The sequence below is a fragment of the Streptomyces rectiverticillatus genome, assembly GCF_013394065.1.
Lineage (GTDB): Bacteria > Actinomycetota > Actinomycetes > Streptomycetales > Streptomycetaceae > Streptomyces > Streptomyces rectiverticillatus.
The window spans coordinates 6,800,940-6,827,506 of sequence record NZ_CP040752.1; the positions used below are offsets into that span (position 1 = coordinate 6,800,940).

Annotated in this window: 15 protein-coding genes; 3 read left to right on the forward strand and 12 right to left on the reverse strand. The window is 74.4% G+C overall.

Annotated features, from left to right (window positions below):
• Positions 1-38 precede the first annotated feature (38 nt).
• Positions 39-2,390, reverse strand: coding sequence for an MMPL family transporter (locus tag FGW37_RS29460; protein WP_179083855.1), 2,352 nt, complete (start codon positions 2,388-2,390; stop codon positions 39-41).
• A complete protein-coding gene (locus FGW37_RS29465) occupies positions 2,384-9,967 on the reverse strand; it encodes a type I polyketide synthase (protein WP_246430622.1) in 7,584 nt (2,527 codons plus the stop codon). Before FGW37_RS29465 ends, FGW37_RS29460 begins: the two co-directional genes overlap by 7 nt.
• Before the next feature lie 206 nt (positions 9,968-10,173).
• On the opposite strand from FGW37_RS29465, the gene FGW37_RS29470 reads away from it, so the two are divergent.
• A complete protein-coding gene (locus tag FGW37_RS29470) occupies positions 10,174-10,569 on the forward strand; it encodes a rodlin (RefSeq protein ID WP_179083856.1) in 396 nt (131 codons plus the stop codon).
• A gap of 23 nt (positions 10,570-10,592) precedes the next feature.
• Here the strand turns inward: FGW37_RS29470 and FGW37_RS29475 are convergent, their stop codons facing one another.
• The 10 genes from FGW37_RS29475 to FGW37_RS29520 all read right to left on the reverse strand — a co-directional run bounded on the left by FGW37_RS29475 (position 10,593) and on the right by FGW37_RS29520 (position 23,312).
• Entirely contained in the window at positions 10,593-10,967 is a 375-nt protein-coding gene (locus tag FGW37_RS29475; protein ID WP_179083857.1) for a hypothetical protein, read from the reverse strand.
• On the reverse strand, positions 10,964-11,428 hold the full coding sequence (locus FGW37_RS29480; protein WP_343067204.1) for a roadblock/LC7 domain-containing protein: 465 nt from the start codon (positions 11,426-11,428) through the stop codon (positions 10,964-10,966). The genes FGW37_RS29475 and FGW37_RS29480 overlap by 4 nt, the downstream gene beginning before the upstream one ends.
• A gap of 118 nt (positions 11,429-11,546) precedes the next feature.
• The gene (locus FGW37_RS29485) at positions 11,547-12,392 is read right to left on the reverse strand and encodes a transcriptional regulator (RefSeq protein WP_425506615.1); all 846 of its coding nucleotides are present in this window, start codon (positions 12,390-12,392) and stop codon (positions 11,547-11,549) included.
• Positions 12,389-12,772 (reverse strand): hypothetical protein, encoded by a 384-nt coding sequence (locus tag FGW37_RS29490; protein ID WP_179083859.1) that lies wholly within the window; start codon positions 12,770-12,772, stop codon positions 12,389-12,391. Before FGW37_RS29490 ends, FGW37_RS29485 begins: the two co-directional genes overlap by 4 nt.
• Positions 12,773-12,986: 214 nt before the next feature.
• Positions 12,987-14,600 carry a M4 family metallopeptidase gene (locus tag FGW37_RS29495; RefSeq protein WP_179083860.1) on the reverse strand — a complete coding sequence of 538 codons (1,614 nt, stop codon included), beginning with the start codon at positions 14,598-14,600 and terminating at the stop codon, positions 12,987-12,989.
• Positions 14,601-14,906: 306 nt separating this feature from the next.
• Positions 14,907-15,101 (reverse strand): Fe-S cluster assembly protein IscX, encoded by a 195-nt coding sequence (gene iscX / locus FGW37_RS29500; protein ID WP_179083861.1) that lies wholly within the window; start codon positions 15,099-15,101, stop codon positions 14,907-14,909.
• Positions 15,088-16,380 carry an MFS transporter gene (locus tag FGW37_RS29505; RefSeq protein ID WP_179083862.1) on the reverse strand — a complete coding sequence of 431 codons (1,293 nt, stop codon included), beginning with the start codon at positions 16,378-16,380 and terminating at the stop codon, positions 15,088-15,090. Before FGW37_RS29505 ends, iscX begins: the two co-directional genes overlap by 14 nt.
• On the reverse strand, positions 16,377-18,989 hold the full coding sequence (lanKC, locus tag FGW37_RS29510) for a class III lanthionine synthetase LanKC (protein ID WP_179083863.1): 2,613 nt from the start codon (positions 18,987-18,989) through the stop codon (positions 16,377-16,379). Before lanKC (FGW37_RS29510) ends, FGW37_RS29505 begins: the two co-directional genes overlap by 4 nt.
• A 421-nt stretch (positions 18,990-19,410) precedes the next feature.
• Entirely contained in the window at positions 19,411-22,119 is a 2,709-nt protein-coding gene (lanKC, locus tag FGW37_RS29515; protein ID WP_246430875.1) for a class III lanthionine synthetase LanKC, read from the reverse strand.
• Positions 22,120-22,238: 119 nt separating this feature from the next.
• A complete protein-coding gene (locus FGW37_RS29520; RefSeq protein ID WP_179083865.1) occupies positions 22,239-23,312 on the reverse strand; it encodes a radical SAM protein in 1,074 nt (357 codons plus the stop codon).
• A 479-nt stretch (positions 23,313-23,791) separates the two neighbouring features.
• Here FGW37_RS29520 and FGW37_RS29525 point away from each other — a divergent pair, with 479 nt between their 5' ends.
• Both FGW37_RS29525 and FGW37_RS29530 read left to right on the forward strand, forming a co-directional pair.
• Positions 23,792-25,648 carry a sensor histidine kinase gene (locus FGW37_RS29525; protein ID WP_179083866.1) on the forward strand — a complete coding sequence of 619 codons (1,857 nt, stop codon included), beginning with the start codon at positions 23,792-23,794 and terminating at the stop codon, positions 25,646-25,648.
• Positions 25,641-26,372, forward strand: a complete 732-nt coding sequence (locus tag FGW37_RS29530) for a response regulator (protein WP_246430624.1) — start codon at positions 25,641-25,643, stop codon at positions 26,370-26,372. The genes FGW37_RS29525 and FGW37_RS29530 overlap by 8 nt, the downstream gene beginning before the upstream one ends.
• The last annotated feature ends 195 nt before the right edge of the window (positions 26,373-26,567 follow it).

The following is a 26,567-nucleotide window of genomic DNA, read 5'->3' on the forward strand; positions in this document are numbered from 1 at the left end:
TGGGGCGCCTGCGGGTGAACTGCAGCTTGTGAACTGCACTATTCCGTAGGGGAGACCATCCCGTGGGAACCGTGTTCAGGGGAAGGAGACGCGGCCGGCGGCGGCGAGGGCTGTGGCAGGACGGTGCGCGCGCCGCGCCGGGGCAGCGTCGGCAGCCACCAGTTGGCGCGGCCTGCCAGGCGCATCACGGCGGGCACCAGGAGCGGGCGGATGACCGCGGCGTCGAGCACGACCGACAGGGCGGTCGTGACGGCGAGGAGCTTCATGAGCGCGACCTCGGCCGTCGCCAGGGCGAGCAGCACCGTCAGGACGAGCGCGGCGGACGCGGTGAACAGCGGCGCCGCCGCCCGGAGCCCGGCGGCCGTCGCCCGCACGGTGTCGCCGGTGCGGGCGTGGGCTTCGCTGATGCGGGCCAGCAGCAGGATCTCGTAGTCCAGGGACAGCCCGAAGGCCAGGCAGAAGGCGACGACGGGCATGACGACGCTGACCGTGCCCGTGGCGGTGAAGTCGCCCACCAGCCACTTCAAGTGGCCCTGCTGGAAGATGAACACCATCGCGCCGAAGGTCGCGGTCAGGCTGAGCAGGTTGAGCGCGAGTGCCTTCAGGGGCAGGAACACGCTCCGGGTGAAGGCCAGGAGGAGCACGAACGTGGCGACGGCCATCGCCCCCAGTGCCCACGGCAGCCGCTGCGCGAGGGTGTTCCGGGCGTCCCGGAACTGGGCCGTGGGGCCGCCGACGAGCGGCGGTGCCGGTGCCCGGGCCTCCTGCAGCCGGGCGATGAGGGCAGTGGACGCGGGGGCGTACGGGTCAGCCTCGCCGCTGACCGCAAGCCAGGTGCCCGCCGGAGAAGTGAAGTGCCGCAGGGCAGGGCAGCCCGGCAGCGTGCCGCGCGCGGGGGAGGCCTCGGCCGGGCAGGCCAGAGGGGCGTCCTGGCCGAGCACGTACGAGCCGGTCGCGGTCCGCACGCCCAGGACGCCGGGGAGCGCCGACAGCCGCTTCGCGTACGCGTCCAGCTCCGCGATGCGGCCGGGACGGTCGGGCCGCCACCCGGGAAGCGCCAGCTCGACGGGGTTGCGCAACTGGGGGAAGCCGTCCCGCAGGGCCTGCGTCGCCTGCACCTCCGGGGCGTCGCGGGGCAGGACCCGGTCGTCGCTGAAGCCGAAGACCACCTGGCGGAAGGGGAGCGCGAGGACGAGCAGCACCCCGGTGGCGAGCACCGTGACGAGCAGCGGGCGGCGCATCACGCGCAGGGCCAGCTGCTGCCACCCGGCTCCGGCGCGGTCCGGCGCCCTGCGCCGGCGCGCGAACAGGTCGCCCTCTCCGATCGCCCGGGGGAAGCAGGCCAGCGCCGCGGGGACGAGCACCAGGGCGGCGAGCGCCGCGAGCAGCACCACGCTGACCCCGGCGTAGGCCATCGAGCGCAGGAAGTACAGCGGGAACGCCAGGAGGCCGAGCAGGCACAGGGCCACGGCCGCCGCCGAGACGACGACGATCCGCCCGGCCGACCGGACCGCACTCGCCAGAGCGTCCTCCGGCGGGCTCCCGGAGGCGATCTCCTCGCGGTAGCGCGCCACGAGGTAGAGGCTGAAGTCGACGGAGAGCGCGAGCCCCATCGCGCCGGTGAGGTTCAGCGCGAACGTCGACACCTCGGTCACGGCGGTCAGGCCGCGCAGCACCGCCAGGGTGCCGGCCACCGCGACCGCGCCCACCGCGAGCGGCAGGCAGGCCGCGGCCACGCTCCCGAAGACGAACACGAGCAGCAGCAACGTGGCGGGGAGGGCGATCAGTTCGGTACGCAGCAGGTCCCGCTCGCTGTAGTGCTCCAGGGCGCGGTCGAGGACGGCATGCCCGGTCGCCCGGACCCGCAGGGGGCCTTGCGGCGCGGTGGCGATGGGCAGCAGGCGTTCGACGGCCGCCCGTCCGGCCGGCCCGCTCCCGTCCAGGCGCACCGCCACGAGCGCGGTGCGGGCGTCGTCCGAGCGCAGCGCGGCGTCGTCCACTTCGGCGCCGCCTCCCGGCGCCCTGCCGCCGCCCGCCGCAGGGCACGAGCCGCGGGCGACCGGACCGGTCCAGTACGAGTCGACGCCGGTCACCCCCGGCTCCTGGCACAGGCGGCCGACCAGGGTCAGGCCCGCCGCGCGCGCCGCGGGCGCGTCCACCGAGTCCGGCGCGCGGGCCAGCAGCACGACATCGGGCGCGCCCGCGTGGAAACGGTCCGTCAGCAGAGCCTCGGCACGGGCCGAGGGGGAGCCCGGCACCGTCCAGCCCCCGCTCGCCAGCCGGGCCGCCACCCCGTGCCCGAGCAGCGCGCAGGCCACGGCGGCGAGCGCGGCCAGGGCGAGGACGGGCCAGCGGTGGCGGACGCAGAAGCGGGCCAGGGACGTCAGCACGGCGCCTGGCCCGCCGGGTCCCCGGCCGGTCCGGGCTGCGTGGGCACGCCGGGGCGGGGCGCGGGCCCGGCGCCCGGCGCGGGCTGCGGAGCGCCCGGGTCCGTACCCGGGCCCAGCCGCAGCTGGACGATGCGCGCCATGTCGAGGACCGTGCCGCCGCTGCGCATCAGCTCCATGGGCGGCACCTGGACGTCGAAGCGGCGCCGCAGCGTGGCCAGGAGCTCGGCGGCCATGAGGGAGTCCACGCCGTAGTCCTCGAGCCGCCGGGCCGGGTCGATGCGGCCGGGGTCGAGGTGGAGGACGTCGGCCAGAATCCGTACGAGGCTCCCGGCCAGCGCCTGCAGGGCGTCCGCGGGGCTCATCGCCGACAGGGCCTGCACGATCTCCTCGTGGGTGCGGCCGGTCTCCTCGTCGGGCTCGGGAACCAGCTGCCGGTACCGGGGCGCGCCGAGCGAGGGCAGGCAGGCGCGCAGCCGCGCCCAGTTGTACCGGCCCACCCCCGCGACCTCCGTGCCGTCGCTCAGCAGCACACCGGCCGCGTCGAACACCTCGCGCGGGGTCAGGGCCTCCACGCCGCCGCTCTCCAGGGCGCGGGCGAGGCCGTTGCGGGCCACGTAGCCGGTGCCGCCGAGGGCGCCCCAGCCCACGGCCAGGCCCGGCTCGCCGTCGCGCCGGCGCCGGCGGACCAGCGCTTCGAGGAAGAGGTTGCCCGCGGCGTAGGGGGCCTGGGTGACCTGGCCGACGCGTGCGGCGACGGAGGAGAACATCAGGAACAGCTGCAGGTCCTCCCGGCCGCGCGTGAGCGCGTCGAGCACGGCCGCACCCCCGGCCTTGGGGGCCAGCACGGCGCGGAACCGTTCGTCGGTGAGCTCCTCCAGCGGGGCGTCGTCCAAGTGCATCGCGCAGTGCACGACGCCGCGCAGCCGGTGCCCGCCCGCGTCGATCTCCTCCACGACGCGCCGCATGGAGGGCAGGTCGGCGACGTCCGCCGCGTAGGGCACGGCGTGCACCCCGCGCCGCTCCAGGCCGGCGAGCAGGGTCTCGCAGCCCGGGGTCCGTTCCCCCCTGCGTCCGACGAGGGCCAGGTGGCGCGCGCCGTGGTCGGCGAGCCAGTGCGCGGTGGCCGCGCCGTAGCCGCCGAGCCCTCCGGTGACGAGGTAGGTGGCGCCGGCGTCGAGGTGCGGGGCGCGGGAGCGGGGTTCGACCAGGGCGGGTTCGTCGAGCGGGTCGAAGGAGACGACGACCTTGCCGATGTGCCGGGAGTGCTGCAGGAGGCGGAAGGCCTCCTCGGCGCGGGCGGCGGGGAAGACCGTGTGCGGCAGCGGCCGGTAGTCGCCCGCCCGGACGCGCTCCGTGACCTCGGCGAACAGGGAGGCCGCCCGCCCGGGGTCGGCCAGCAGGGCGAGGAGGTTGACGCCGAAGAACGCCAGGTCGCGCTCGAAGGGGCGCAGCAGCAGCCGGTTGTTCTCCAGGATGTCGCGCTTGCCGAGCTCGACGAAGCGCCCGCCCGGCCGGAGCAGCTCCAGGCTGCGGGAGACGGCCTCGCCCGCGAGGGAGTTGAGGACGACGTCGACCCCGCGCCCGCCGGTCAGCTCCCGCACCCGCCCGGCGAAGGCCAGGCTGCGCGAGTCCAGGACGTGCTCGACGCCCAGGGCACGCAGCAGGTCGCGCTTGGCGGGGCTGCCGGCCGTGGCGATGACGTTCGCGCCGTGCAACCGCGCGTACTGCAGGGCCGCGAGCCCCACGCCCCCCGCCCCGCCGTGTACGAGCACGGTCTCCCCGGCCGCCAGCCCGGCCTGCCAACCCAGGCCGTAGTGGACGGTCAGGAAGACCGCGGGCAAGGTGGCCGCCTCGGCGAAGCCCGTCCCGTCGGGGATCCGGGCCACGGCGTCCGCGGAGGTGACCATGTGCGAGGCCAGGCAGTGCGAGCCGCTGGCGAACACCCGCTCGCCCACGGCGATCCCCGTGACGCCCGGCCCCACGGCCGCGACCGTCCCGGCGCACTCCAGCCCGTACACCGCGTCGAAACGACCGTCGGCGGAGTCCTCGCCGGCCAGGGCGCCGGTGGCCAGGACCACGTCGCGGTAGTTCAGCGCGGCCGCCCGCACGGCGACCAGGACCTGCCCGGGGCCCGGCACCGGCCGCTTCCTCTCCACCCAGGCCGGCCGGAAGGACAGCCCGGGGTCGCGGACCTCCAGGGCGAACGCACCGACCGCGGGGGAGGGCACCAGCGGCCGGGGGAAGTCCCGCTCGCGCGGGACGAACCGGCCGCCGCTACGCGTCAGGACGACCTCGGTCTCCTCCGACGGGGCGAGGAGCTCCCGGGCGAGGCGCTCCGCGTCCGCCGCCGTGTCGCCGCTGCGCGCCAGGGAGAGCCGGCGCGTCGTCAGCGACGCCTGCTCGTTGGCGAAGGACTGCGCCGTGCCCCACGCGGCGGCGTCCGCGGGAGCGGGCCCGGGCGATCCGGGCTCCGGCACGGCTCCGCAGGGCCGCGTCACCAGCCACAGGGAGACGCTCTGACTGCCGGTCAGCCGCCCGCACGCCACCGCGAGGGCACGCAGCACCGCGCTGCGCCGGACGGCCCGCTCCACCACCTCGCCCGGGCCGCCGGCGCCGGCGGGGGCCAGCACCAGGACGATCACCGTCTCCCGGGACAGCAGCGGGGCCCACGCGCCGGGGTCCTCACTGGCCACGGTGGTGTGCACCTCGACGGCGTCGGCGGCCCGCAGGAGGCCCGCCGCGGCCCCCACCAGCGCGTCCTCCTCCGGGGTCTCGGCCGCCACGACCCAGGCGGTGCCGATGCCCGCGGCGGGCAGCGCCGACGCCTGCACCGGCCCGCCTGCGCGGGCGGTCAGGAAGACGGAGAAGTCCTCGCAGGCCGGCTCGGCGTCGTCACCGGTCCGTACGGTGCCGGTGAATCCGCACCGCGCGAGGAGCCTGGCCCACTCCTCGCGGCCGAGCAGGGGCGAGTGGGGCCGCAGTCCGGTGTCCGTGCGGTGCCAGAAGCTCTCCAGCGTGCCGAAGAAGGGCAGGAGGAACAGCGGGTCGTGGCTCTCCAGCACCAGCAGCCGGCCGCCCGGGGCGGTCAGCGACGCGACCCGGCGCACCGCCGCCTCCAGGTCGGTGCTCGGGTGCAGGGAGCCGGCCGCGACCACCAGGTCGAACCCGCCCCCGGGCAGATCCTGGCCCGCGGGGTCGGTGTCGACGTCGAACGTGCGGTAGTCCACGAAGTCGTACGCGGCGAAGCGCTGCCGGGCCCGCGCGAAGAACGACGACGACACGTCCGTGAAGAGGTAGCGGGTGCGGTCGGCCGGCAGCAGGGGCAGCAGGGCCGCGGTGGTCCCGCCGGTGCCCGCGCCGATCTCCAGCACCCGCAGCGGCCGGTCGGCCGGCAGGCTCGCCACGATCTCCCGCACCAGGGTCTGCGCGACGCGGTTGTGGAAACGCATGACCGGCGCCACGTCGTGGAACTGCTCCAGGGACGACGTCGCACCCTCGACCCCCAGCAGGTCCTGCGGGTCGCGCGCACCCCGCAGGATCTCGCCGAGGTGGAGGAACTGGCGTACAACCAGCGTCAGTTCGGTGGAGAAGGCCGGCTGCTCCCGCAGGGCCTCGCGCAGCATGCCGATCGCGCACCCGGGCGGGGCCTGCCGCAACCAGCGGCCGTCAGGATCCCGCCGCGCCAGCCCGTACTGCGTCATGGCGGTCAGCATCAGCTCCATCGCCTGCCGGTGCCCGGGCAGCATCCCGCCCGCGACCAGGTCGCCCACCGTGAACCAGCCCGCCCCCTCCGGCAGCAGACCGTCGAGCGCGGCGGCGTAGGCGTGGGCCGCCGCCTCCTGCAGCCGGGCGGCGAAGCGCGGGTAGCCGGCCGAGCGCCAGTCGCGGCGCAGGGCCAGGATCCGGCTCGCGGCCCGCTCGGCGATCTCCTGCGGGGCCGCCACGGGCCCGGGCTCCAGCGGGGCGCCGGGACGCGGAGCGGCGCGCAGCACCGTCTCCTGGCGGGTCACCGGCGTCCGCCGCGCCCCCGTCAGGCGCCGCATGCGGCACCCCTTCAGCTCCACCGTGACCGTGCCGTCCTCGTCGGTGACGGTGATGTCCCAGCACACCTCGGTCGCCGTCCGGCCCCGCTCGCGCAGGTGCACCGCCCCCTTGGGCGCCGGGCCGCGCCACACGCGGACCGCATCGATCGCCGCCGGCAGATACGTGTGCCCCTCGAGGACCTCCTCCTCCAGCAGGGGCGCCCCCGTCTGCACCGCTCCGTCCAGCAGGGCCGGGCTGATGTCGAGCCCCTCCAGCGGCCCGGGATCGCTGTAGAAGGCGACGACCTCGCCCGCGCCCGCCCACAGTTCGCCGAGCACCTGGAACGACGGGCCGTAGCCGAGACCGGCCTCGCCGACCTGCCGGTAGTGCTCCTCGCCACCGACGCGGCGGCCGCACCGGGCCCGGGCCGCGGCCAGGTCGACCGGCGCCGGAGGCCGCCCCCACCGGGCGCGCACCCGCCCGCGGGCGTGCCTGCGCTGCGCCGTGACCTGGTCGTCCGTGCTGCTGATCAGCACCACCCCGTCCTCGGGGTCGAACGACACCTGTGTGTGCACCCTGCCCGGCTCGCCCCACGGCACGAACAGCGGCCGGACGAACTCCAGATGGTCGGCCTCCACCGCGGTGTCCAGCACCCGGCGGCCCGCCGCCAGGGCCATCTCCACATAGGCGGTCGCGGGCATGACGACGGCCCCGCCGAGCCGGTGGTCGGCCACCCACGCCAGCCGGGCCGGCTCGACCGCGCCGTGCCACACCGGCAGCGGGGCCGGCATGCGCTCGCCCAGCAGCGGGTGCTCCGTACGGCCGTCCCCGCTGCTGCGCACCCACGACTCCGGGCCGCCGCTCCAGTGCCGTTCGCGCTGCCAGGGATAGGCGGGCAGCGAGGCCACCCGCCCCGGGCGCGGGAAGCGGGCGCTCCAGTCGGCCTCGGCGCCGGCCGCGAGCAGGGCGGCCACCGCCGTGCGCATCGCCCGCACGCCGTCGTCGCCCTTGCGCAGGGTAGGGGTGACCGCCCGCGGCCCGGGCGCGTCGTGGGCGGCGGTGATGCGCCGCAGGTAGCTCTGCAGCACCGGCTGGGGACCGATCTCCAGGAAGACGTCGGCGCCGCGGCCGAGCGCCCGCTCGACGGCGTCCGCGAACAGCACCGGTTCGCGGACGTTGCGCCACCAGTACTCCGCGTCCAGCTCGGGCCCCTCCAGCACGTCGCCGGTGACCGTGGAGAGCAGGGGCACGCGCACCGGGGACGGGCTCAGGCCCGCGAGGGCCTTGTGCAGGGGTGTGCGCAGCGGGTCCATGGCAGCGCTGTGGAAGGCGTGGTCCAGGTCGAGTTCGGCACAGACCACGCCCTGCCCGGCCAGGTCTCCCAGCAGCCGGTAGAGCTGGTTGCGGGGGCCCGCGACCGTGACGTCCCGCCGGGTGTTGACCCCCGCGATCTCCAGCCCGGGGTAGCCGGTCAGCAGGTCCGCGGCCTGTTCCCGGGACATGCCGACGGCCGCCATCCGCCCGCAGCCGGCCACCGCCGCCTGTGCCCGGCTGCGTTCGGCGATCACCCACGCAGCCTGGTCGAGGGTCAGCGCCCCGGCCGCGTAGGCCGCCGCGACCTCGCCGACGCTGTGGCCCAGGACGGCCGACGGTGTGATGCCGTGGGCGCGCAGCACGGCCACCACGCCGGTCTGCAGCGTGAACAGCAGCGGCTGGGCCACCTCGGTGGCCGCCAGGCGCCCGGGCGAGGGCTCCGCCAGCTCGCGCGCGACCGACCAGCCCAGCCGCGGGGCCAGCGCCTCGTCCACCGCTTCCACGGCCGCCCGGAAGGCGGGCTCCGCAGCGAGCAGATCGGCCCCCATGCCCGCCCACTGGGAGCCGTTGCCGGAGAACGCGAACGCGATCCTGCCCTGCCGCACCGCCTCGCCGGTGACCGCCTCGACGGCCGGGCCCGGCGGAGCCGGCTGCGGGGGCAGCGCGGAGCGGCGGGCCAGCCGCCCCAGGGCCTGCGCCGCCTCCTGCGGCCCCTCCGCCACGACGGCCGCCCGGTACGGGTGCTTGCCGCGCCGGGCGCAGCTGGTGTGGGCCAGGTCGTAGAACTCCTCCGGCCCCGCCTGCCCCAGCCGCTCCGCGGTCCGCGCCGCAGCCTGCGCGAGGGCCTCGGGCGTCCGGGCGGAGACCACGAACGGCAGCGTGCCCGGCCCGCCGGCCGCATGCCGGGCGCGCCGCGCGGGAGCCGGTGCGGCCGCGACGACGGCGTGGGCGTTGGCGCCTCCGAAACCGAACGAGTTGACGCCCGCGACCGGCCGCCCCCGCACCTCGCCGACCGGCCGGGCCTCCGTGGCCGGGGCGAGCCCCAGGCCCTCGAAGTCGATGCCCGGGTTGAGGGGCAGGGCGTGCAGGGAGGCGGGGATCCGGCCGTGCCGGAGCACCAGGAGCGCCTTGAACAGCCCTGCCATCCCCGAAGCCGGTTCGAGGTGGCCCAGGTTGGACTTGACCGAGCCGATCGGCAGCGCCCCCGTGCGGCGGCGCGCCCCCAGCGCCCGGCCGACGGCCTCGCACTCGGCGGGATCCCCGGCCGGCGTCCCCGTGCCGTGCGCCTCCAGGTAGACGACGTCGTCGGGATCCACGCCGGCCTGCTCGTACACCGACGTCAACAGGGCTTCCTGCGCCCGCGGGTTCGGCAGCGCCAGCCCCGCCGTCCTGCCGTCGCTGTTGGCCGCCGACGCCAGGATCACCCCGTGGACGCGGTCGCCGTCGGCCAGTGCGTCGCGCAGCAGCTTCAGGACGACGACCCCGCCGCCCTCGGCCCGCACATAGCCGTCGGCCGCGGCGGAGAACGGCGCGCACCTGCCGTGCGGCGAGAGCATCGACGCCTGCGAGAACCCGACGTACGGGTAAGGGCTGAGCAGCACGTTGACGCCGGCGGAGACGGCCGTGCGGCTGGTGCCCTCGCGCAGCGTCCGGCAGGCCCGGTCCAGCGCCACGAGCGCGGAGGAGCACGCGGTGTCCACGGCCATGCTCGGGCCGCGCAGGTCGAAGGCGTACGAGATCCGGTTCGCCGCGATCGACGCCGCGCCGCCCGCCATGGTGTAGGCGTCGACCCCCTCGATCCGCAGCATCTGCTGTGCGCCGTAGGAGGCGTCGGAGACCCCCACGTACACGGCGGTGTCCGAGCCCGCCAGCGTGACCGGGTCGATCGCGGCGTCGTCGAGGGCCTCGGCCGTCATCTCCAGGAGCATCCGCTGCTGAGGGTCCATCTGTGCGGCTTCCCGGGGCGAGATGCCGAAGTAGGCGGCGTCGAAGCCCGCGATGTCGTCCAGGAAGCCGCCCGCCGCCGTGTAGCTCTTGCCCGGGCGCCGCGCCGACTCGTCCACGAAGCGGGACGTCTCGAAGCGGTCCCCGGGCACCCGGGTGATCAGGTCCCGTCCCTGCTCCAGGGCCTCCCACAGCCCCGCGAGGTCGCTGATGCCCCCGGGCAGACGGCAGGCCGCCCCGACGACGGCCACGGCCCGGTCGTTCTCCGCCGAACCCTCTGAGCCCTCCGGATGCACGCGTACGACCTTTCCTGGCGGACCGGGCTCCACCGACGAGCCCGCACGATTGGTGACGCACCGCATCTTGTCGACTACGTAACGTGAAGGCAAGTGGCCCGGGTCGGGCGGCGGTCGAATGGGTGACAAGCCGGAACATTTGCGACATCGGGGAGTTGTTCAGTGCGCGTTCCTCCGGGAACGCGGACCGAGCGAAAGGTGCAGAAGTGCTCAAGAAGGTGATGGCCGCAACGGCCTTGACGGCCTCGGCGGTGGGCATGATCGCCGGACCTGCGGCGGCCGTCGGCGACAGCCGGGACGTGGCCAACGCCAACGGCGCGCGAACCGGCTCCGGTGAAACGCTCACCGGCGGCTACATGAGCCCGCAGACGACCGCGGTCCAGGGCACGCTCAACGACCTTTGCCTAGGCGTCGGCAAGCTCGGCGTGCAGTCCCTGCTGCTGCTCGTCAACGTCGGGTTGCAGGACATCCCGGTGCTTACGTCGCAGGAGCAGCAGCAGTGCACCAAGGGCTCGGTGACGGGCAACGGCAACAACCCGTTGTCGCACATCGCGGAGCGCATCTCGCTGGTGGCCGACAACGGGACCGGCAACCGCCGCTAGGCCCGCCGCTACCCGCTACACCTCTACACCTCGAGTTCCGCCTCGATCCGCTTGAGCTGGTGGCGCGCCATCGCCAGGTTGGCGCGCCGGGCGTCCAGCACCAGGTACAGGAAGAGGCCGTTGCCGCCGCGGCCGGTCAGCAGCCGGATCAGGTGGTACTGCGAGCCGAGCGTGATGAGGATGTCCTCGATGGCGTCCTGGATGTTGAGCATCTCCATCGTCCGCAGCTTGGCCCGGACCACGTCCGTGTTGCCCGCGGCGGCCACGTTGAGGTCGAGGGACTGGGAGCCGCCGAGGGTGCCCAGCGCCATGCCGCTGCCGTAGTCGACGAGGGCCGCGCCGAGGGCGCCCTCGATCGAGCTCATCGCGTCCTTGAGGGCCGTTTCGGTGTTCGTCATGAGGTGACTCCGCTCTGGTTGTGGGGACGGGGCGTATCGGGACGGGGCGCGTCGGGACGGGGTGGTGCGGGGGCCTGGCGCGGGCGTTCGAGGGCTCCGTCGACCAAGGGGGCGATGCGGGCGCCGGCTCTGCGGGCCTCCAGGTTGAGCCGCCCGACGTTGGCGTCGGCCGAGGCCAGGAGCGTCAGCACGCAGGAGGACCCTGCCGCGTACGTCGCCACGTAGCCGCGCTCGCCGCTGACGAGCAGTTCGCGGAAGCCGCCGTGGCCCACGGCCTCCGTCAGCCGCGCGCCCACCCCCAGCGCCGCCGCCGTCAGCGCGGCCACGCCGTCCGGCTCCATGTCGGTGACCAGGTGCGCGATCACCAGCCCGTCGGTGCTGGCCACCATCGCCCCGGTCAGATGCGGGACCCGGGCGCGTAACCCCTGGAGCTCGGTGAGCACCTCGGGTGCGGCGGTCATCGGCTGTCTCCTTCCGGCGAGCTGTCTGAAGGCGCGCCTCATCATGGGATCGGCAGGTGCAGGCAGGCGTACGGCACGGTCGTGCAGGCCGTGCAGGCCGGACAGGTCGGACAGGGAGTCACAGGGCCTCCAGGGCGTCGCGGATCCGGTACAGCAGAGAGATCTCCGGAGCGGTGGGAGGCGGCGGTCCCGGCAGAGACGGGGCGTCCGCGCGGGGCGTGCGGACCAGGCCGGCGGCCGCCAGCCGCCGCACGTCGAGGAGGGTGGCGAAGGCCGAGCGCCCCAGCGCCCGCGCGATCTGCAGCGGCGTACGGACGCCGTCAGCCGCGGCGAGCACCGCCTGCCGCCCGCTCGCCGGGCCCGGGCCGTCGCAGCCGCCCTCGCCGACGGGCACCACCGGCGCCGCATCCACCTCCGGACACGGCCAGGCTCGTTCCAGCAGCCTCCGCCTGCGGCCGACCTCCCGCCGGAGCGCGGGTACGGGGACGGGACGGATGGGGCCGAGCCAGTGCCGGGCCTCGCCGAGGAAGCGGTCGGGCGCGTGCTGGGAGCGGTCGAGCGGGGACAGGACGAAGTAGGCCGCGTCGAACAGCGCGCTCAGGTGGCACAGTTCCAGCTCGCCGCGGCTGAGCCGGCCGCGCTCCACCAGCAGGCTGCCCGCCCGGTAGCCGGGCCCGCCCTCCGCGACCGCTTCCTCCCAGGCCTGCGGGGACAGCCGCCCGCGGGCGGTCAGCCGCCACCCTATGTCGGGCACGACCGGGCTCTCGGCGTGCACCACGGCGCCGTCGGTGAGGTAGAGCGCGCCGACGCGGCCGTGCAGCGCGCCGGTCGCTCCTTCGGCGGCGAGCCGGTCCAGCGTGGGGGCGGCCCGGTCCGGCGTGGGGGCTCCGTCCGGGGCGGGGGCCGGCCGGTCCGGTGCGGAAGCGGGTGACTCCGGTGCGGACGCCGCGGGTATGCCGCTCACGCCAGGACCAGCCGCTCGGCGAGGCCCTTGAGCCGGAACAGGGCGACGGCGAGATTCGCCTCCTCGCGATCCAGCCACAGGTAGAGGAAGACGCTGCTGTCGAACTCCGTCTCCACGAAGCGGAGGAGGTGGTAGCTGCCGCGCGCGGTGACGATCAGGTCCTCCACGGGCCCGGTCCGTGCGGTCGCCGCGGTGAACGCGCCGTTCTCGAAGGCCAGCCGGGCCAGCTCGGCGGCGTCGGCCGCCGCGCTCTCGTGGTCGCGCCCGGGACCCTCGCCCGCCTCTCCCAGCGCGAGCCCGCTCGTCCAGTCCACGAGGCTCGCGCCCCGCGCGCCCGGGATGGTCATGGCCTCGGCCAGGCACCCGTCGATACCGGTCACACGATCCTCTCCAGCCCCCCGTGCCCGATTACCAGTGGCGTCATCGCTGCGACGGAAGGTAATCGATGTGAGTGCTGTGAGGGGAGAGTTTTGGCATTTTCTCTCGGCACATGTAGAGCGGGTGCATGGCGGGATCCGGACGGTGCGCGGGCAGGGGTGGGGGCCCGCCCCGTGGAGGTGGGCGGGCCCCGGAACGAGCGGGACGGGCGCGGGTCTACTTGACGTTGACCGCGCTCCAGGCCGCCCCGACGGTCTTGTACTCGGTGCTCGTGGTGCCGTACAGCGCACCGGCGGCCGACAGCGTCGCGGTGCGCGCGGCCTTGTAGTTGGTGTTGGACGTCATGTACGAGGTGAGGGCCTTGTACCAGATCTTGGCGGCCTTGTCCCGGCCGATTCCGGTGACCTTGGAGCCGTCGGACGTCGGGCTGTCGTACTGGACGCCGTTGATCGTCTTCGCGCCGCTGCCCTCGGACAGCAGGTAGAAGAAGTGGTTGGCGACGCCCGAGGAGTAGTGGACGTCCTTGCCGCCCACGCCGCTGTACCAGCTGTCGACGGAGTTGCCGTCCTTGGACGGCTTGTCCATGTAGCGCAGCGGCTTCCCGTTGCCGAAGATGTCGATCTTCTCGCCGATGAGGTAGTCGCCGGTGTCCGAGGAGTTGTTGGCGGAGAACTCCACCGCGGTGCCGAAGATGTCCGACGTCGCCTCGTTGAGCCCGCCGGACTCGGCGCTGTAGATCAGCTTCGCGGTCGCGGCCGTGACGCCGTGGGTCATCTCATGGCCCGCGACGTCGATGGCGGTGAGCGGCTTCTTGTTGCCCGTCCCGTCGCCGTAGGTCATGCAGAAGCAGGCGTCGCTCCAGAACGCGTTGACGTAGCCGTTGCCGTAGTGGGCGCGGGAGTAGGCGCCCTTGCCATCGTCGCGGATGCCGTTGCGGCCGAAGGTGTTCTTGTAGAAGTCCCAGGTCACGGCCGCGCCGTAGTGGGCGTCGACGCCCGCGGTGAGCCGGCCGCCGGCCCAGGTGTCGGTCGCGTTGGAGTAGAGCGTGCCGGTGCCGGACGTGCCCTGGTTCAGGTCGTAGGTCTTGTGGCCGCCGCGCGCGCCGTCGTTGAGCTGGTAGCCGCTGCCGCTCTTGGTCGTGGTCAGCGGCACGGTCCCGCTGTACTGGCTGGTGCCGGTGCCCGTCTCGATCGCCTCGTGGCGGAAGAGCTCCGCTCCGGTCGCGGCGTCGGTGATGACGTGCAGCTCGCTCGGCGTGCCGTCGCGCTGCACGCCCTCGACGACCGTCTCGTAGGCGAGGACCGGCGTGCCGGAGGAGGCCCAGACGACCTTGCGCGGCGTGCCCGCCGAGGGCTTCGCAGTGTGCGCCGCGGAGGCGGCCGACAGGGCGGCCTTCGCCGCCGCGGACGCGGGCTGCGCCGCATCGGTGGAGGTGAGGGAGAGGGCTGCTTCGGTGGACTTGGTGACGGAGGTACGGCCGCTCGGCTCCTGGTGCACGACGAGGTCGCCGCCGAGGACGGGGAGCCCGGCGTAGGTGCGCTCGTAGCGGGTGTGCACGGTGCCGTCCGCGTCCTTGACGACGTCCCGGGCGACCAGCTTCTCCTTGGCGCCGAGGCCGATCTTCCCGGCGGTGGCGGCGGCGTTGTCCTGCGCGCCGCGTATCTCGGACGCCCGCTGGTCGGGGCTCATCGGGACCGCCATGGCGCTCGGGCCGCGCTCGGCCTGGGCACCGGCCACGCCGGTCTGCACGGCTACTGCGCACAGGGCGGCGGAGGCGAGGAGGGCGGTGGTGCGGACGGTGTGGCTGCGGGGGGTGGTGAAGCGTCTCAACTCTGTCTCCTAGCAGGGGCGCCGGGCCGCGGCCCGGCGAGGGATCGGACATCCCAGGGCGGACTGCCCGTTGATGCAGGAGTGAATCGAGAGGATGGTGCCAGCTCGCGCTCAAAGTTGACAGGTGCGCGACAAGATTGTGGCGCGGAGTTTTCCTACGATGTCCGGTTCGCTGCCGTCGCCGCCGCCGGAGAGGTGGTATCGGCGGCCCGGCCGGCACGGGCCGTGCGGCCCCGCAGCACCGCCCCGGCGCGCGCCCCGTCCGCCGTCCGGCTGTGCACGGAGGGACGGACGGGGCAGCGAGGATCAGCCCTTTCTGTCGCTCCACGCGAGTTGTATGGATTCCAGAATGCGGACGTTGTAGCGGGCCGGGTCGTCGCCGAAGCCGTCCAGCCCGACCACCAGGTCGCGGACCTCGGGGAATTCGACGGCGAGCGGCTTGCGGTCCGGGTGCTTCGCGGCGAGTTGCGCCGCAATCTGCTGGATGTCAGTCCATCGCATGCGCCCGAGTGTGACCTACACCGTTCGAACGGTCCAGGGAGCCGGAGTCCGCCGCGGCGAGCGCTGCGTCGCGCGGGGACGCGGCGGCGAGCGCGGCCAGGAGCGCGCCGAAGAGCAGGAAGAGGACGTAGCCGGGCAGTTCGTCGAGGAACAGACCGGTCAGAGACGAGCCGAGCGGGGGAGTGGCCATGAACAGCAGGCCGATGGCACTGTTCGCCCTGCCCTGCAGATGCGCCGGGGTGCGCAGGAGGCGGGCGACCGTCAGCACCGAACCCGAGACGGCCACCGCCAGGGTGCACCCCGCCAGCAGCACGGCGAGGACCGGCGCACTCGCCGTGCAGGCCATCGCACCGACGAGCAGCGCGCACAGCACACCGGTGATGAGCAGGACCCGGGAAGGGGAGAGGAGCCGGCCCACGCGCGGGGCGAGGACGACCCCGGCCATCGCCCCCACCGCCGACGTCGCCGTGAGCATCCCGACGGACAGCCCCGACGCCCCCTGCCGCGCGCTGATCACGACGATGGCCAGGTACACCCCGTCGAAGACGAAGTTCTGCGCCGACGCGATGAGGGTCAGGCGGCGCAGCAGGCGCTCGTTCCACAGGAAGCCGATGCCCACGGTGAACGACCGCCACAGGCCCTCGCGCCCGGCGTCCGGCGGGGGCGGCCGCATCCGCGTACGCAGCGCGCCGACGCATCCGGCGGAGACCGCGTAGGAGACGCTGTCCAGCCAGAACGGCCAGCTCGCTCCCGCCTCGAACAGGGCACCCCCCACCACCGGCCCCAGCAGGAACGCGAACTGCCCCCGCACCTGGTTGACCGCCAGGGCGGTGGCCAGTCTGCTCTCCGGCACGACCTGCCGCACCGCCGGCAGGACCGCAGCGTTGAACGGTGCCGTCAGGAACCCCAGCACCACCCCCGCGGCCAGCAGGACCGGGAGCGGCGAGAAGCCGGTGAGGACCGCGGCTGCCAGGGCCGCACTCGCCGCCGCCCGGCCGGTCTCACAGACCAGCAGGACCGTACGGCGGTCGAAGCGGTCGGCGACCGGGCCCGCCGGCAGACAGGCCAGCGCCAGTGCACCGGTCCACACCGCCTCCACCAGCCCCACGTGCAACGGCGAGTGGGTGGCCTGCAGGACCAGCAGCGGCAGCGCGACGGCCGAGGCGCCCGAGCCCAGCATCGACAGCCCCTGCCCGGCGCACAGCAGCTGGAAGTCCCGGTTGCGGCGCAGGCTGCCGGAGGGGGGCGGGCCCGGGCGCCCGGCCGCCTCGGGCTTCACGGCCCCGCCCCCGGCCGCCGCCCGCACGGCGCAGGTGGCGACGGCGCCGGGAGCAGCGGCAGGGGCGGGTGCGCCATCCGTGCCGGGCCGCCGGCCAGCGCGGTGTGCACCGCCAGCAGGACGCCCGCGGCGCCGGTCGCGAGGTCCATGGACAGCCGCAGCAGCCCGGCCGGCGCGAAGGCCCGCCGCCCCTGGAACCGTACGCAGTGGAGGCCCAGACTCCGCAGGTGCGGGACCAGTGCGGAGTCGGGGCCGGCAAGGTGGGCGAGGCCGTAGAGCAGCCCCGCCTGGCCGTCGAGGAGGCCGGGGGAGAGGAGCAGTTCGGTGCCGAGGCCGTCGCGCATACGGTCGCGGAGGAGCGCGAAGTGCGGGTCGTCGGGGCGGTGCTGCAGGTACGCGTCCAGGGCGAGGGCGATGCCCGCGCTGCCGCGGTCCAGGGTCGGCAGCCACCGCTGCCCCTCCCGGACGCGGACCCGGCCCTCGTGCGGCACACCGCAGTGGCCGAGGTCCCTGGCCAGCGCGGTCTCCGCGTGCCGCAGCCACTCCTGTTCGCCTGTCTTCGCGTACAGCCCGGAGAACAGCAGCGCCGGTCCCGACCAGCCGTGCGTGAGGCCCACCGCGTCCGGCTTGCCCGCCACCTGCTCACGGCCCGCGAGTGCGCGGGCGAGCCGGCCGGCGAGCCGCGCCGCCCCGTCCGCGTCACCGAAGTGCAGGCGGGTCAGCCCGATCCCGGCGAGACCGCCGAACAGGCCAGCACCACACCCCCGGAGGCCGATCCCGTCCAGCCGCGCGAGCACCTCACGGGCCTCGCCGGGCCGGCCCAGCTCGTCCAGGACGTAGGCGATGCCGGCCAGCCCGTCGTACAGCCCGGGCCGCGGCCAGCGGGTGTGCTCGCAGGCCCGCACCAGCCAGTCGACGTGGTCGCCGAACGCAGGGTGGTCCGCCCGCCCCGTGACGTAGAGGGCGTGCAGGACCCCGGCCGCGCCGAACGCCAGCGAGGCACCCTGATCGTCGAACTGCCGTACGTCCCCGGGGAAGAGCCGGTCCGTCCGCTCCGGGGTCGCGCTGAGCAGGATGCCCTCGCAGAGGGAATCCAGCGCGGCCCGTCCGTCGGCCGCACGCTCCTCCGGCCAGGGCGAGTCGTCCGGGGCGGCGTCCGCGAAGGGGTCGCCTGCGACCGGTTCGTCCACGACCCGTACGGAGGCCGGTGGCGCGAGCTCCCTGCGCAGCCGGTCGCCGAAGCCGGCCGGCACCGGGAACCGCTCCTCCACCCAGCCCGCCAGCTGCGCGTACTTCGCCCGGTCGAAGCGCAGCAGCGGCGTCAGCGGGCAGAACAGCGCGAGGGCCAGGGCGGCGAGCGCGTACGCATCGACGGCGGGACCCGTCCGGGCCCACGCGGCGGTGAACCCGGGCGTGCCCAGGACGGGCCGGAGGCCGGCGTCGTCCCGCGGGAAGGCCGTCTCGAAGTCGACCAGGCAGACACTGTCGTCGGGGCGCACGATGACGTTGCCCGGCTGCAGGTCCCCGAAGACGATGCCGCGCGCGTGCAGTTCGGCCACGGCCTTCTCGATCCGCCCGAGGACGTCGCAGGCCCACCGCGTGTACGAGGCGACCTCCTCCTCGCCGGAGCCGTGCCGCAGCAGCGGGTGGCGCCTGCCGACCGCCTCCTGCAAGCTCTCGCCGTCGACCAGCTCCTCCACGAGGAAGTGGTGCTCCCAGTGACGCGTCCGCGCGTACACCCGGGGCACGCAGTCGAGGCCGGCCAGCCGCTGCAGCACCGCGTGCTCGCGCTCCAGGCGCGCCACGGCGTCCGCGCCGCTGTCGTCCAGACCGGCGTGCGGCCGCGCTTCCCGCAGGACGACCCGCCTGCCCGAACCCCGCTCCACGGCGCGGTACACACCACCGCCGTTCGAGAAGTGCAGCGCCTTCTCCACCCGGTACGGAAAGCCCCCGGGCGTGCCCGCCTCGGCCGCCCGGATACGGGCGCCGAGGAAGGCGGGCGCCTCCACCCACGGCGGCACCCGGAACGAGGTCCCCCGCACATCGGGCACGAGCACGCCGTCCGGCCCCTCCATCGCCGGCACGTACTCGCCCTCGGGAGAGAAGCAGTAGGCGAGACTGAAACCGCCGTAGCGTACGTAGAGCGGGCCGTCGTCCCAGCGCAGATCGCTCAGGACGTACGGTCCTTCGACGCCGCGCAGCAGCGCGGAGAGGTCCGTCAGCGTCCGCTCCAGCTCCTCCTCGCCGGCCGGGTAGACGGTGACGAGCTTGCCCCCGGCGGAGCGCGGCGCCTGCTTGCCGTTGACGTGCTTGAGGACGGTGGCGCTCCGGAGGAACTTGAAGCAGATGCCGCGCCCCGTGCAGTAGTCCCAGACCGTATCGATCACGTGCTCCGCCCGGGCGGCCGTGGCGGAGGCGTGGATCTTCCAGCCCTGCCGGGGCAGCCGGGCCTCCGGGCGGTGGATGTTCACCCAGCCGCCGCGCTCGGCCCGCTGCCAGCCGCGCGGCGGCGGGCCGGCCGCGCGCGCGAAGCGGTCGGCGGCGTCCTCGATGCGGTCGAGCGTCTCGACGAAGAAGGGGTCCGCGACGAGATGACCCTGAGCGAGCATGGTGACCTTCCCTTGCGGACTCCGGCGGGTCCCGGACTCCTGCGGGACCTCGTGATGTGCTGCCGCCTCAGGGCCTGCCGGCCTTCTGGCCTTCCGGCCTGCCGCCTTCCGACCTGCCGGCCGCGGGCAGCCCACGGCCGGCAGTCCTTACGGAGAACGACGCGTCAGGCGGCGCCGCGAGCGCTCTCGTAGCTGTTGGCGCAGGGCCACACGGAAGGGGTCTCCTCCTCCAGCTCCTGCAGCTCCAGGACCTCCGACATGTGCTTCACCTCCTCCCGGGTCGGTACATCGCGTGGACCCGGCACGTGCGTGACGGATCGTCAGCCCATGCCGAGGGTGCTGTGGGAGCTGTTGGCGCAGGGCCACTGGGAGGGGGGCTCCTCCTCCAGCTCCTGCAGGTCCAGGATCTCCGACATCCGAATCACCTCCGTTCTCCGGCTCGTCGGGTCGGCGGCCGCGGGTCGAGGTACGGCAGGGCGGGGCCGTTGCCCTCGAACGCGGATCCCAGAGCGAGCAGTACGCCTGCCGAACCGGTGGCGAGGTCCGCCGAAAGCCGCAGCATCCGGAAGCCCGGGAACGCGAGGTGCCCGCGGTAGGAGTGCGCGTACCAGGCCAGGCGGCGGATCTGGGTGAGGACCGCGGGTTCGTCCCCGGCCCCGGCCCTCGCTGCGCTCCTGTCCCGCTCTCCGCTCCCGGCCCTCTCCGCGCTCCCGGGAAGAGGGCCGTCCAGCGCCGCGAGCGTGGCGATCGCGCCCGCCCGTCCCCGCAGCAGCCCGGAGTTGCGCACGTACAGGGCCCGGCACGTGTGCCGGACGGCGGCGAGCGTCGCCGCCCTCTCACCCCCGGGCCGGTGCCTGAGCAGGCCCTGCAGGGGGAACGCGAGCCCGCTGCTCCCGCCGTGCAGGTACGGCAGGTGATGGGTGCCGTCGAAGAGGGTGAGGGCGCCGTCGGCCTGGAGGGTGCACCGGTCGGCGTCGAGCCCCACCGCGCGGTCGGCGAGATCGAGGTGACGCGTCATCCCGGTCTCCTCGTACAGATGCAGGAAGAGCAGGGCGATTCCCGCCGCACCGTGCAGGAGGCCGCAGGGCGGGGGAACGCCGCGCCGGGCGGCGAGCGGACCGGCCGTGACGATCCCGGCCGCCTCCTCGGTGGTACGCAGCGCGCTCTCGTGCAGCGCCGAGTCCCCGGTGACCCGCGCGAACCGCAGCAGGTTCAGGGCGATGCCCGCCTTGCCGCCCGCCAGGTCGGGGCGGACCGCCCGGGCGTCGAGCGGCCGGCAGCGGGCGAGGACTTCGAGGGCCTGTTCGCGGTGGCCGAGCAGGTCGAGGGTCAGGGCGACGCCGTGGAGTCCGTCGTACAGGCCCGGCCGAGGGGCGGGGTCGCGCTCGGCGGCGGCCACGAGCCACGCGACGTACTCCGCCGGCACCTGTGCGCCCACCCGGTGCAGGGCGTAGAGGACCCCGGCCGCGCCGTAGTCGAACGCGTAGCCGCCCAGGGAGTCCGGGCCGGTCGGCGTGCACGGGAAGAGCCTGTCCGCGCGCTCCGGCGTGGCCATGGCGTGGATGCCGGCGACCAGGGAGTCCCGGACGGCCGGCCAGTCGGGGCGCTCCGCGGCGAGCATCTCGGCGTGGTCCTCCGGGACCGCGTCGAGCCCGCGTACCGGTCCGGTGCAGTGAGGCGGCGGGCCGGGCCGCAGCCCGGTCACGAGCCCGGTCAGCAGCCCGGCCCCGAACCCGGCGGGCAGCGGGTACAACTCGTCCACGGCCGCGGTGAGGACGCGCAGTGTCGCCGGGCTGCGGTACGGGACGGGCAGCAGGAGCCACAGCCGCAGGGCGTCGAGGAGGAAGGCCGTCGCGTCCGCGCCCCGCAGGCCGGGCGGCGCCGTGAACCCTTCCTCGCCCAGCGCCGGCGCCCTGTCGTCGCCCAGGTCCGTGGCGGTCTCGAGGTCGGCGAGAACGACGCGCCCGTCGGCGCGGAGCAGGATGTTCTTCGGGTTGAGCTCCCCGAGGCGCAGGCCCCGGACGTGGAGGGCGCGCAGGGCTCCGCCGATCCCGTCCAGGGTGTCCAGAGCCCAGGCGGCGTACCCGGGTGCTTCTTCGGCGGCCCGCTCGTCCGAGGTCAGCGGGAATCCGGCGGCCGCGGCTTCGGCCAGCGTGCGGCCCTCGACGTGCTCGACGGCGAGGAAGTGGTGCCCGGCGTGGACATGGTGGCCGAGGGCGCGGGGTACGCAGTCCAGGCCGGCCAGCCGCGCGAGGACGGCGCGCTCGTGGGTGAGGCGGGTGACGGCGTCGTCGCCGCGCAGGTCCAGGCCGGCGTGGGGCCGTGCCTCGCGCAGGACGACCGTGGCGCCGGTGACGCCGTCCGTCGCGAGGTAGGTGCCGCCGCCGTTGGTGATGTTCAGGGCCTTCCGCACCCGGTAGGGGAAGGGGCCGTCGGGGGCGGTGTGCAGGGCCGCCAGGTCCGGGCCGAGGATCCCGGGCAGGGGGACCCAGTCCGGGCAGCGGAAGACCGGGCGGCGGTTCTCGGGGACGAGGCTCCCGTCGGGGCGCTGCAGCGCAGGGACCAGGAGGGGCTCGTCGCCGGGACCGTAGGCCCGGCCGTCACCGACGGCCTCGGGACATCGCCGGGCCCCGGAGGAGCCGTAGCGGACGTAGAGGGGCCCGGAGCGGTGGCGCAGACCGCCCATGACGTACGGGCCCGGGAGCGTCTCCAGCAAGGTGGTGAGCTCGGTGAGCGCACCGGCGAGCGTGGCCTCGTCGGCGGGGTGGAGCGTCATCAGGTCGGCGCCGGTGAGGCGGTCCGCGTGTTCGTCGCCCAGCGCCCGGGCGGCGGGGACGCTGCGGACGACGTCGAACGGCATGCCGTGGCGCAGGCAGAAGCCCCGGACGATCTCCGCCGCCCGCGGGAGGCGGGGGAGCGTCACGGACACGTGGATCCGCCATCCCTGCGCGGGCGGTTCCACCGCGCGCGGCCGCAGGGTCACCCACCAGCCCGCTTCCGTACGCTCCCAGCCCTTCGGCGGTGTGCGGTGAGCGGCGGGCAGCCATTCCGCCGAGTCGTCGAGCCGCTCGGGGAATTCGAAGAAATCCGGGTCCGCCCGGTAGAAGCGGTCGTAGTCCTTGAGTTTCATCACGGCGGCTCCTCCGTTCGGTAGCGGCGAGGAATTCCATCGGGCGCGGAGGCGAAGCGGGCGATTCGAGGTGAAATCCGTCCGGTAATTTCGTACCCGAGACTGCCGGATATCGCCGGTCATTGCGCAACGGCAGTGAATTCCGGGGGATTCGTGCGGACCGAGCGCCGGCCGATCCTCGCCAGGTCCTCCGGGGACCCGAAGCGCAGGTCCATCCGCCGGACGGCCTCCGCCCAGGTCTGCATGGAGTGCACCGAGGAGAGGGTCTCCACGACGAACGGATCCGTCAGCCGGTCCAGTGTGCGCTCCCACAGCAGCGCCGCGGGCTCTTCGAGGAGGCTGCCGACCGTCCCCTCGTAGACCGGGATGCCGCGCACCCTGCCGTCCGGCTCCACCTGCATCACCGGGGTGTCGACGCGGCGCGCCACCCGCTCGGGGTTCATGACGAGGTTGAAGTTGTCCGTGGTGAAGACCGACACCGAAGCGGGGGCGAGCTCGCGCAGCCGGGCCAGCTGTTCCGCGCTGGTCAGGCGGGCCACCTGGGCGTCGTCGAGGAGTTCGCGGCGGCAGAATTCCCGGCGGCTGGCGAGCCCTTCGGGGACGGCCGAATTGAAGGCGAGGGTGCGCAGCCGGGGGAACCGGTGGGCGATGTCGGCGGCGAAGTCCTCCAGCTGACCGAAATTGCTGCGGATCACCACGCAGTCGATGCCGAAGACCAGCCGTTCGCGCCCCGCCGCCAGGCGCTCCTGCGCCACCTCGTCCAGCAGCGCCAGCGCGGCCATGACCCGGTCGAAGGAGCCGGCCCGGCCCCGGATGCGGTCGTGGACCTCGGGTGTCGCTCCGTCGAGGCTGACGATGACCTCGTCGAAGTGGTCGGCGAGGCGTCCGGCGAGCGCCCTGTTCATCAGCCAGCCGCTGGTGTTGACGGACATCTTCACGCCTGCGTCGCGCAGCCTCGCCGTCACCTCGAAGAGGCCCCGGACGATGAGCGGTTCGCCGCCGGACAGGGCGACGACGCGCGGCCCGAGCGAGACGAGGGCGTCGGCGACCCGCAGCATGTCCGGCGGGCTCAGCTGCCGGGACGGGCGGCGGCCCGACTCCGAGTAGCAGTGCGAGCAGCGCAGGGGGCAGGCGTAGGTGGTGTCCCAGATGATCACTTCTGGACCGGACCCGGAACCGGAGGAACGACTCATGGCAGCCATCCGTTCTCGAAGAACTCGAGGAACCCGAAGAACCCGAAAGGCCGGTGGCGGACCGGCAGACCGGGCCCGGGCGCCCCGGAGGGGGCGCGCCGTCCCGGGTCCGGTCTCCCCCGTACCGCGACTTCCCTGATGCGATGCCCCGAGTGTGCCGGGCGCCGCCTTTCCGGGGCACCCGGGGGCCCGCCAAAGCGCATGGAGGTTAACCGCCATGCACGTCGGGGGATTTCTTCTCTGGACTGCCGTCGAGACGGCCCACGATAATGTCCTTCGTGGCAGCAGCCAGAAGCGGGGGTATGCGCGTCATCGCCGTCTGCGGCGGATTGTGCATGCTCTGGGCAACGCTCGTCGGGACGACCCAGCTGCAGAACAGGTATACGCTGCCGTGGATCCTGGGTTCCGTTCTCCCGTGCTATTTCGCCGGCTTGTTCATTTGGTGGCACGCACCGTCAAGTCCGGTCGCAAGGCGCCTCTTGCTGATCGGTACCTGGCTTTCGGCGACCATTGCGATCCGTTACAGCACCACACTTCTGATCCGGGCCTTCGGCTGGAACCTCCGCCCGCGTCCCTACGCCCTCCTCCTGCCCGCGGACTACGGCCTCCAGGTCCTCAGCCAGACCTGTGACCTGATCGTCAGCATCCTCCTCGTCCGGCTGCTCGCCCTGCTGCCGGACGGCGCCGTCCTCTTCCCCTACGAGCGCCGGATCCTGCGCGCCCTGTGGGGCCTGCTGGCCCTGCCCCTCCTGCTGCCGCTGACCGGGATGTCGCAGCTCTCCGTCCACTACGTCGTCTTCTACTACCCCGAGGCCTGGATGCCGGGCCTCGGCGCCGTCCTCCTCGTCGTCCGCTGCCTGCGCGCCCACGCCGTGGGCCGCCCGGACGTCGCCGCTCTCCTGCCCTTCGCCGCGCCCGGCGCGGCCCTCCTACTGGTCCGGGCCGCCTCCCGGCTCTTCCGCTCCTGGCAGGGCGAGCAGGGCGTGCTCTACTTCGTCGGCGCGGTCCTCGGCGCTCTGCCCTACGTGTCCGTGTCCCTCGTCATCGTCTACGCCGCCTTCCGCCACCGCCTCCTCGGCGTCGACCTCGTGATCCGCCGCTCGGCCGTCTACGGGTCCCTGTGGCTCATCATCAACAGCTGGTACCTCGGCATGGCCCTGACCCTCGGGCTCACCGCGGGCCAGTACTTCCCCGTCGGCCTGTCCCTGCTCGTCGCCGTCGTGGCCACGGCCCTCTTCCAGCCGCTGCGCGCCCGCCTCAACGCCCTCGCCGAGCGCCGCGTCTTCGGCAAGCGCCTCAGCCGGTTCGAGCTCCTCGTCCAGTTCGGCACCACCTTGGAGCACGCCTACGACCTCGACCGGCTCGCACCGCAGCTCGCCACCGGCCTGCGCGAGGGTCTGAACCTGCAGTGGGTCGCCGTCCGGCTCGGCGGCGACGGACTGCCCGTGTCCGCCGCCCGGGCCGGGGAACGGCCCCCCGGCACCGCGCCCCTCGGGGAATTCCCCCTCCTGTACGGCGAGGACGTCCTGGGCCTCATCGAATACGGCCCCAAGGCCGAAGGCCGCTGCACCCCCGAGGACCATGACATCGGCGAGACCCTGGCCCGCTCCGCCGCCCTGGCCGTGCACAACATGCGCCTGGCCGCCGAGCTGTGCGCCCGTGTCGAGGAGGTGCAGCGCCAGGCCGCCGAGCTCGACGCCTCCCGCGCCCGTATCGTCCACGCCCAGGACACCGAGCGCCGCCGCATCGAACGCCGGCTCCACGACGGCATCCAGCAGGAACTCGTCGCCCTCGTCGCCAAACTGGCCCTCGCCCGCAACCGCCTGCACCGCGGCGGCGACATCGACGCGGCCCTGACCGAGGTCCAGGACGACGCCTACCGCGTCATCGACGGGCTGCGCGAACTCGCCCACGGCATCCACCCGCCGATCCTCACCGACCAGGGCCTCGTGGCCGCCGTGACCTCCTGCGCCCGCCGGATGCCGCTGCCCGTCACCGTCCACAGCGAGGAGTCGCTGGGCGGGGTGCGCTTCGCCCTCGACATCGAGGAATCCGCCTTCTACCTGGTCTCCGAGGCGCTCACCAACGTGCTCAAGCACGCCGGAGCCACCCACGTCACCATCCGCATGGCCCGCAGCGGCGGCAGGCTCCTGGTGGAGGTCCGCGACGACGGCGCCGGATTCCCCACCGAGACCACCCGCGGATCCGGGCTCACCGGCATGCGCGACCGCATCGAGGCCGTGGGCGGCGAGCTCACGATCACCAGCGGCACCGGTACGGGCACCGTCATCCGGGCGCGGCTCGTGGAGCGAGTGAGGGAGGAGACCCGTGCCTGACCCCCTGCGCGTCGTCATCGCCGAGGACCACTACCTGGTGCGCGAAGGCACCCGGCGGCTGCTGGAGGACACCGGACAGGCCGACGTCGTCGCCGCGGTCGGCACGGCCGTCGAGCTCCTCGACGCCGTCGAGCGATTCCGCCCCGACGTCGTCATCGCCGACATCCGCATGCCGCCCGGCCACCACACCGAGGGCATCACCGCCGCGCACGCCATCCGCGCGGGCCACCCCGGCATCGGCGTCGTCGTGCTCTCCCAGCACGCCAACGAGAACTACGCCTTCGACCTGTTCCGCTGCGGCACCGACGGCCTCGCCTACCTCCTCAAGGAGCGCATCGGCGAGGTCGACGAACTGCTGCGCGCCCTGCGCGAGGTGGCCGCCGGGCGCTCCGTGGTCGACCCGCGCATCGTGGAGGTGCTGATGGGCAGCCATGCCCGCACCGCCGACGCGCCGCTGTCACGGCTCACCCGCAGGGAGCTCGACGTCCTGCGGCACATGGCGGAGGGCAAGACCAACCGGGCGATCGCCGAGTCCCTGCGGCTGTCGGAGTCGACCATCGAGAAGCACGTCAACTCCACCTTCGCCAAGCTGGGCCTCGCCGAGATACCGCAACTGCACCGGCGCGTCAGCGCCGTCCTGGCCTACCTCCGGCACGCACCGCACGGGCCGCACGCACCGCATGCTCCGCACGGGCCGCGCGGGGCGCACGGATCGCACAACTGACATTCGTTGTCGGGATCCTGACAAGAGGCGGCGTGCGGTGGCACGCTCTTTCCTGCCCCACGGTTCCCCCGCAGGCACAGCCCCTCACCGCCGCAGCCCGAAGAAGGTGCCGCCATGCCCCGCAGAAAGCCCCTCGCTCCCGCTCTGGCTCTCCCGGCCGCCGCCGTCCTCCTCCTGACCGGCCTGCAGACCGGC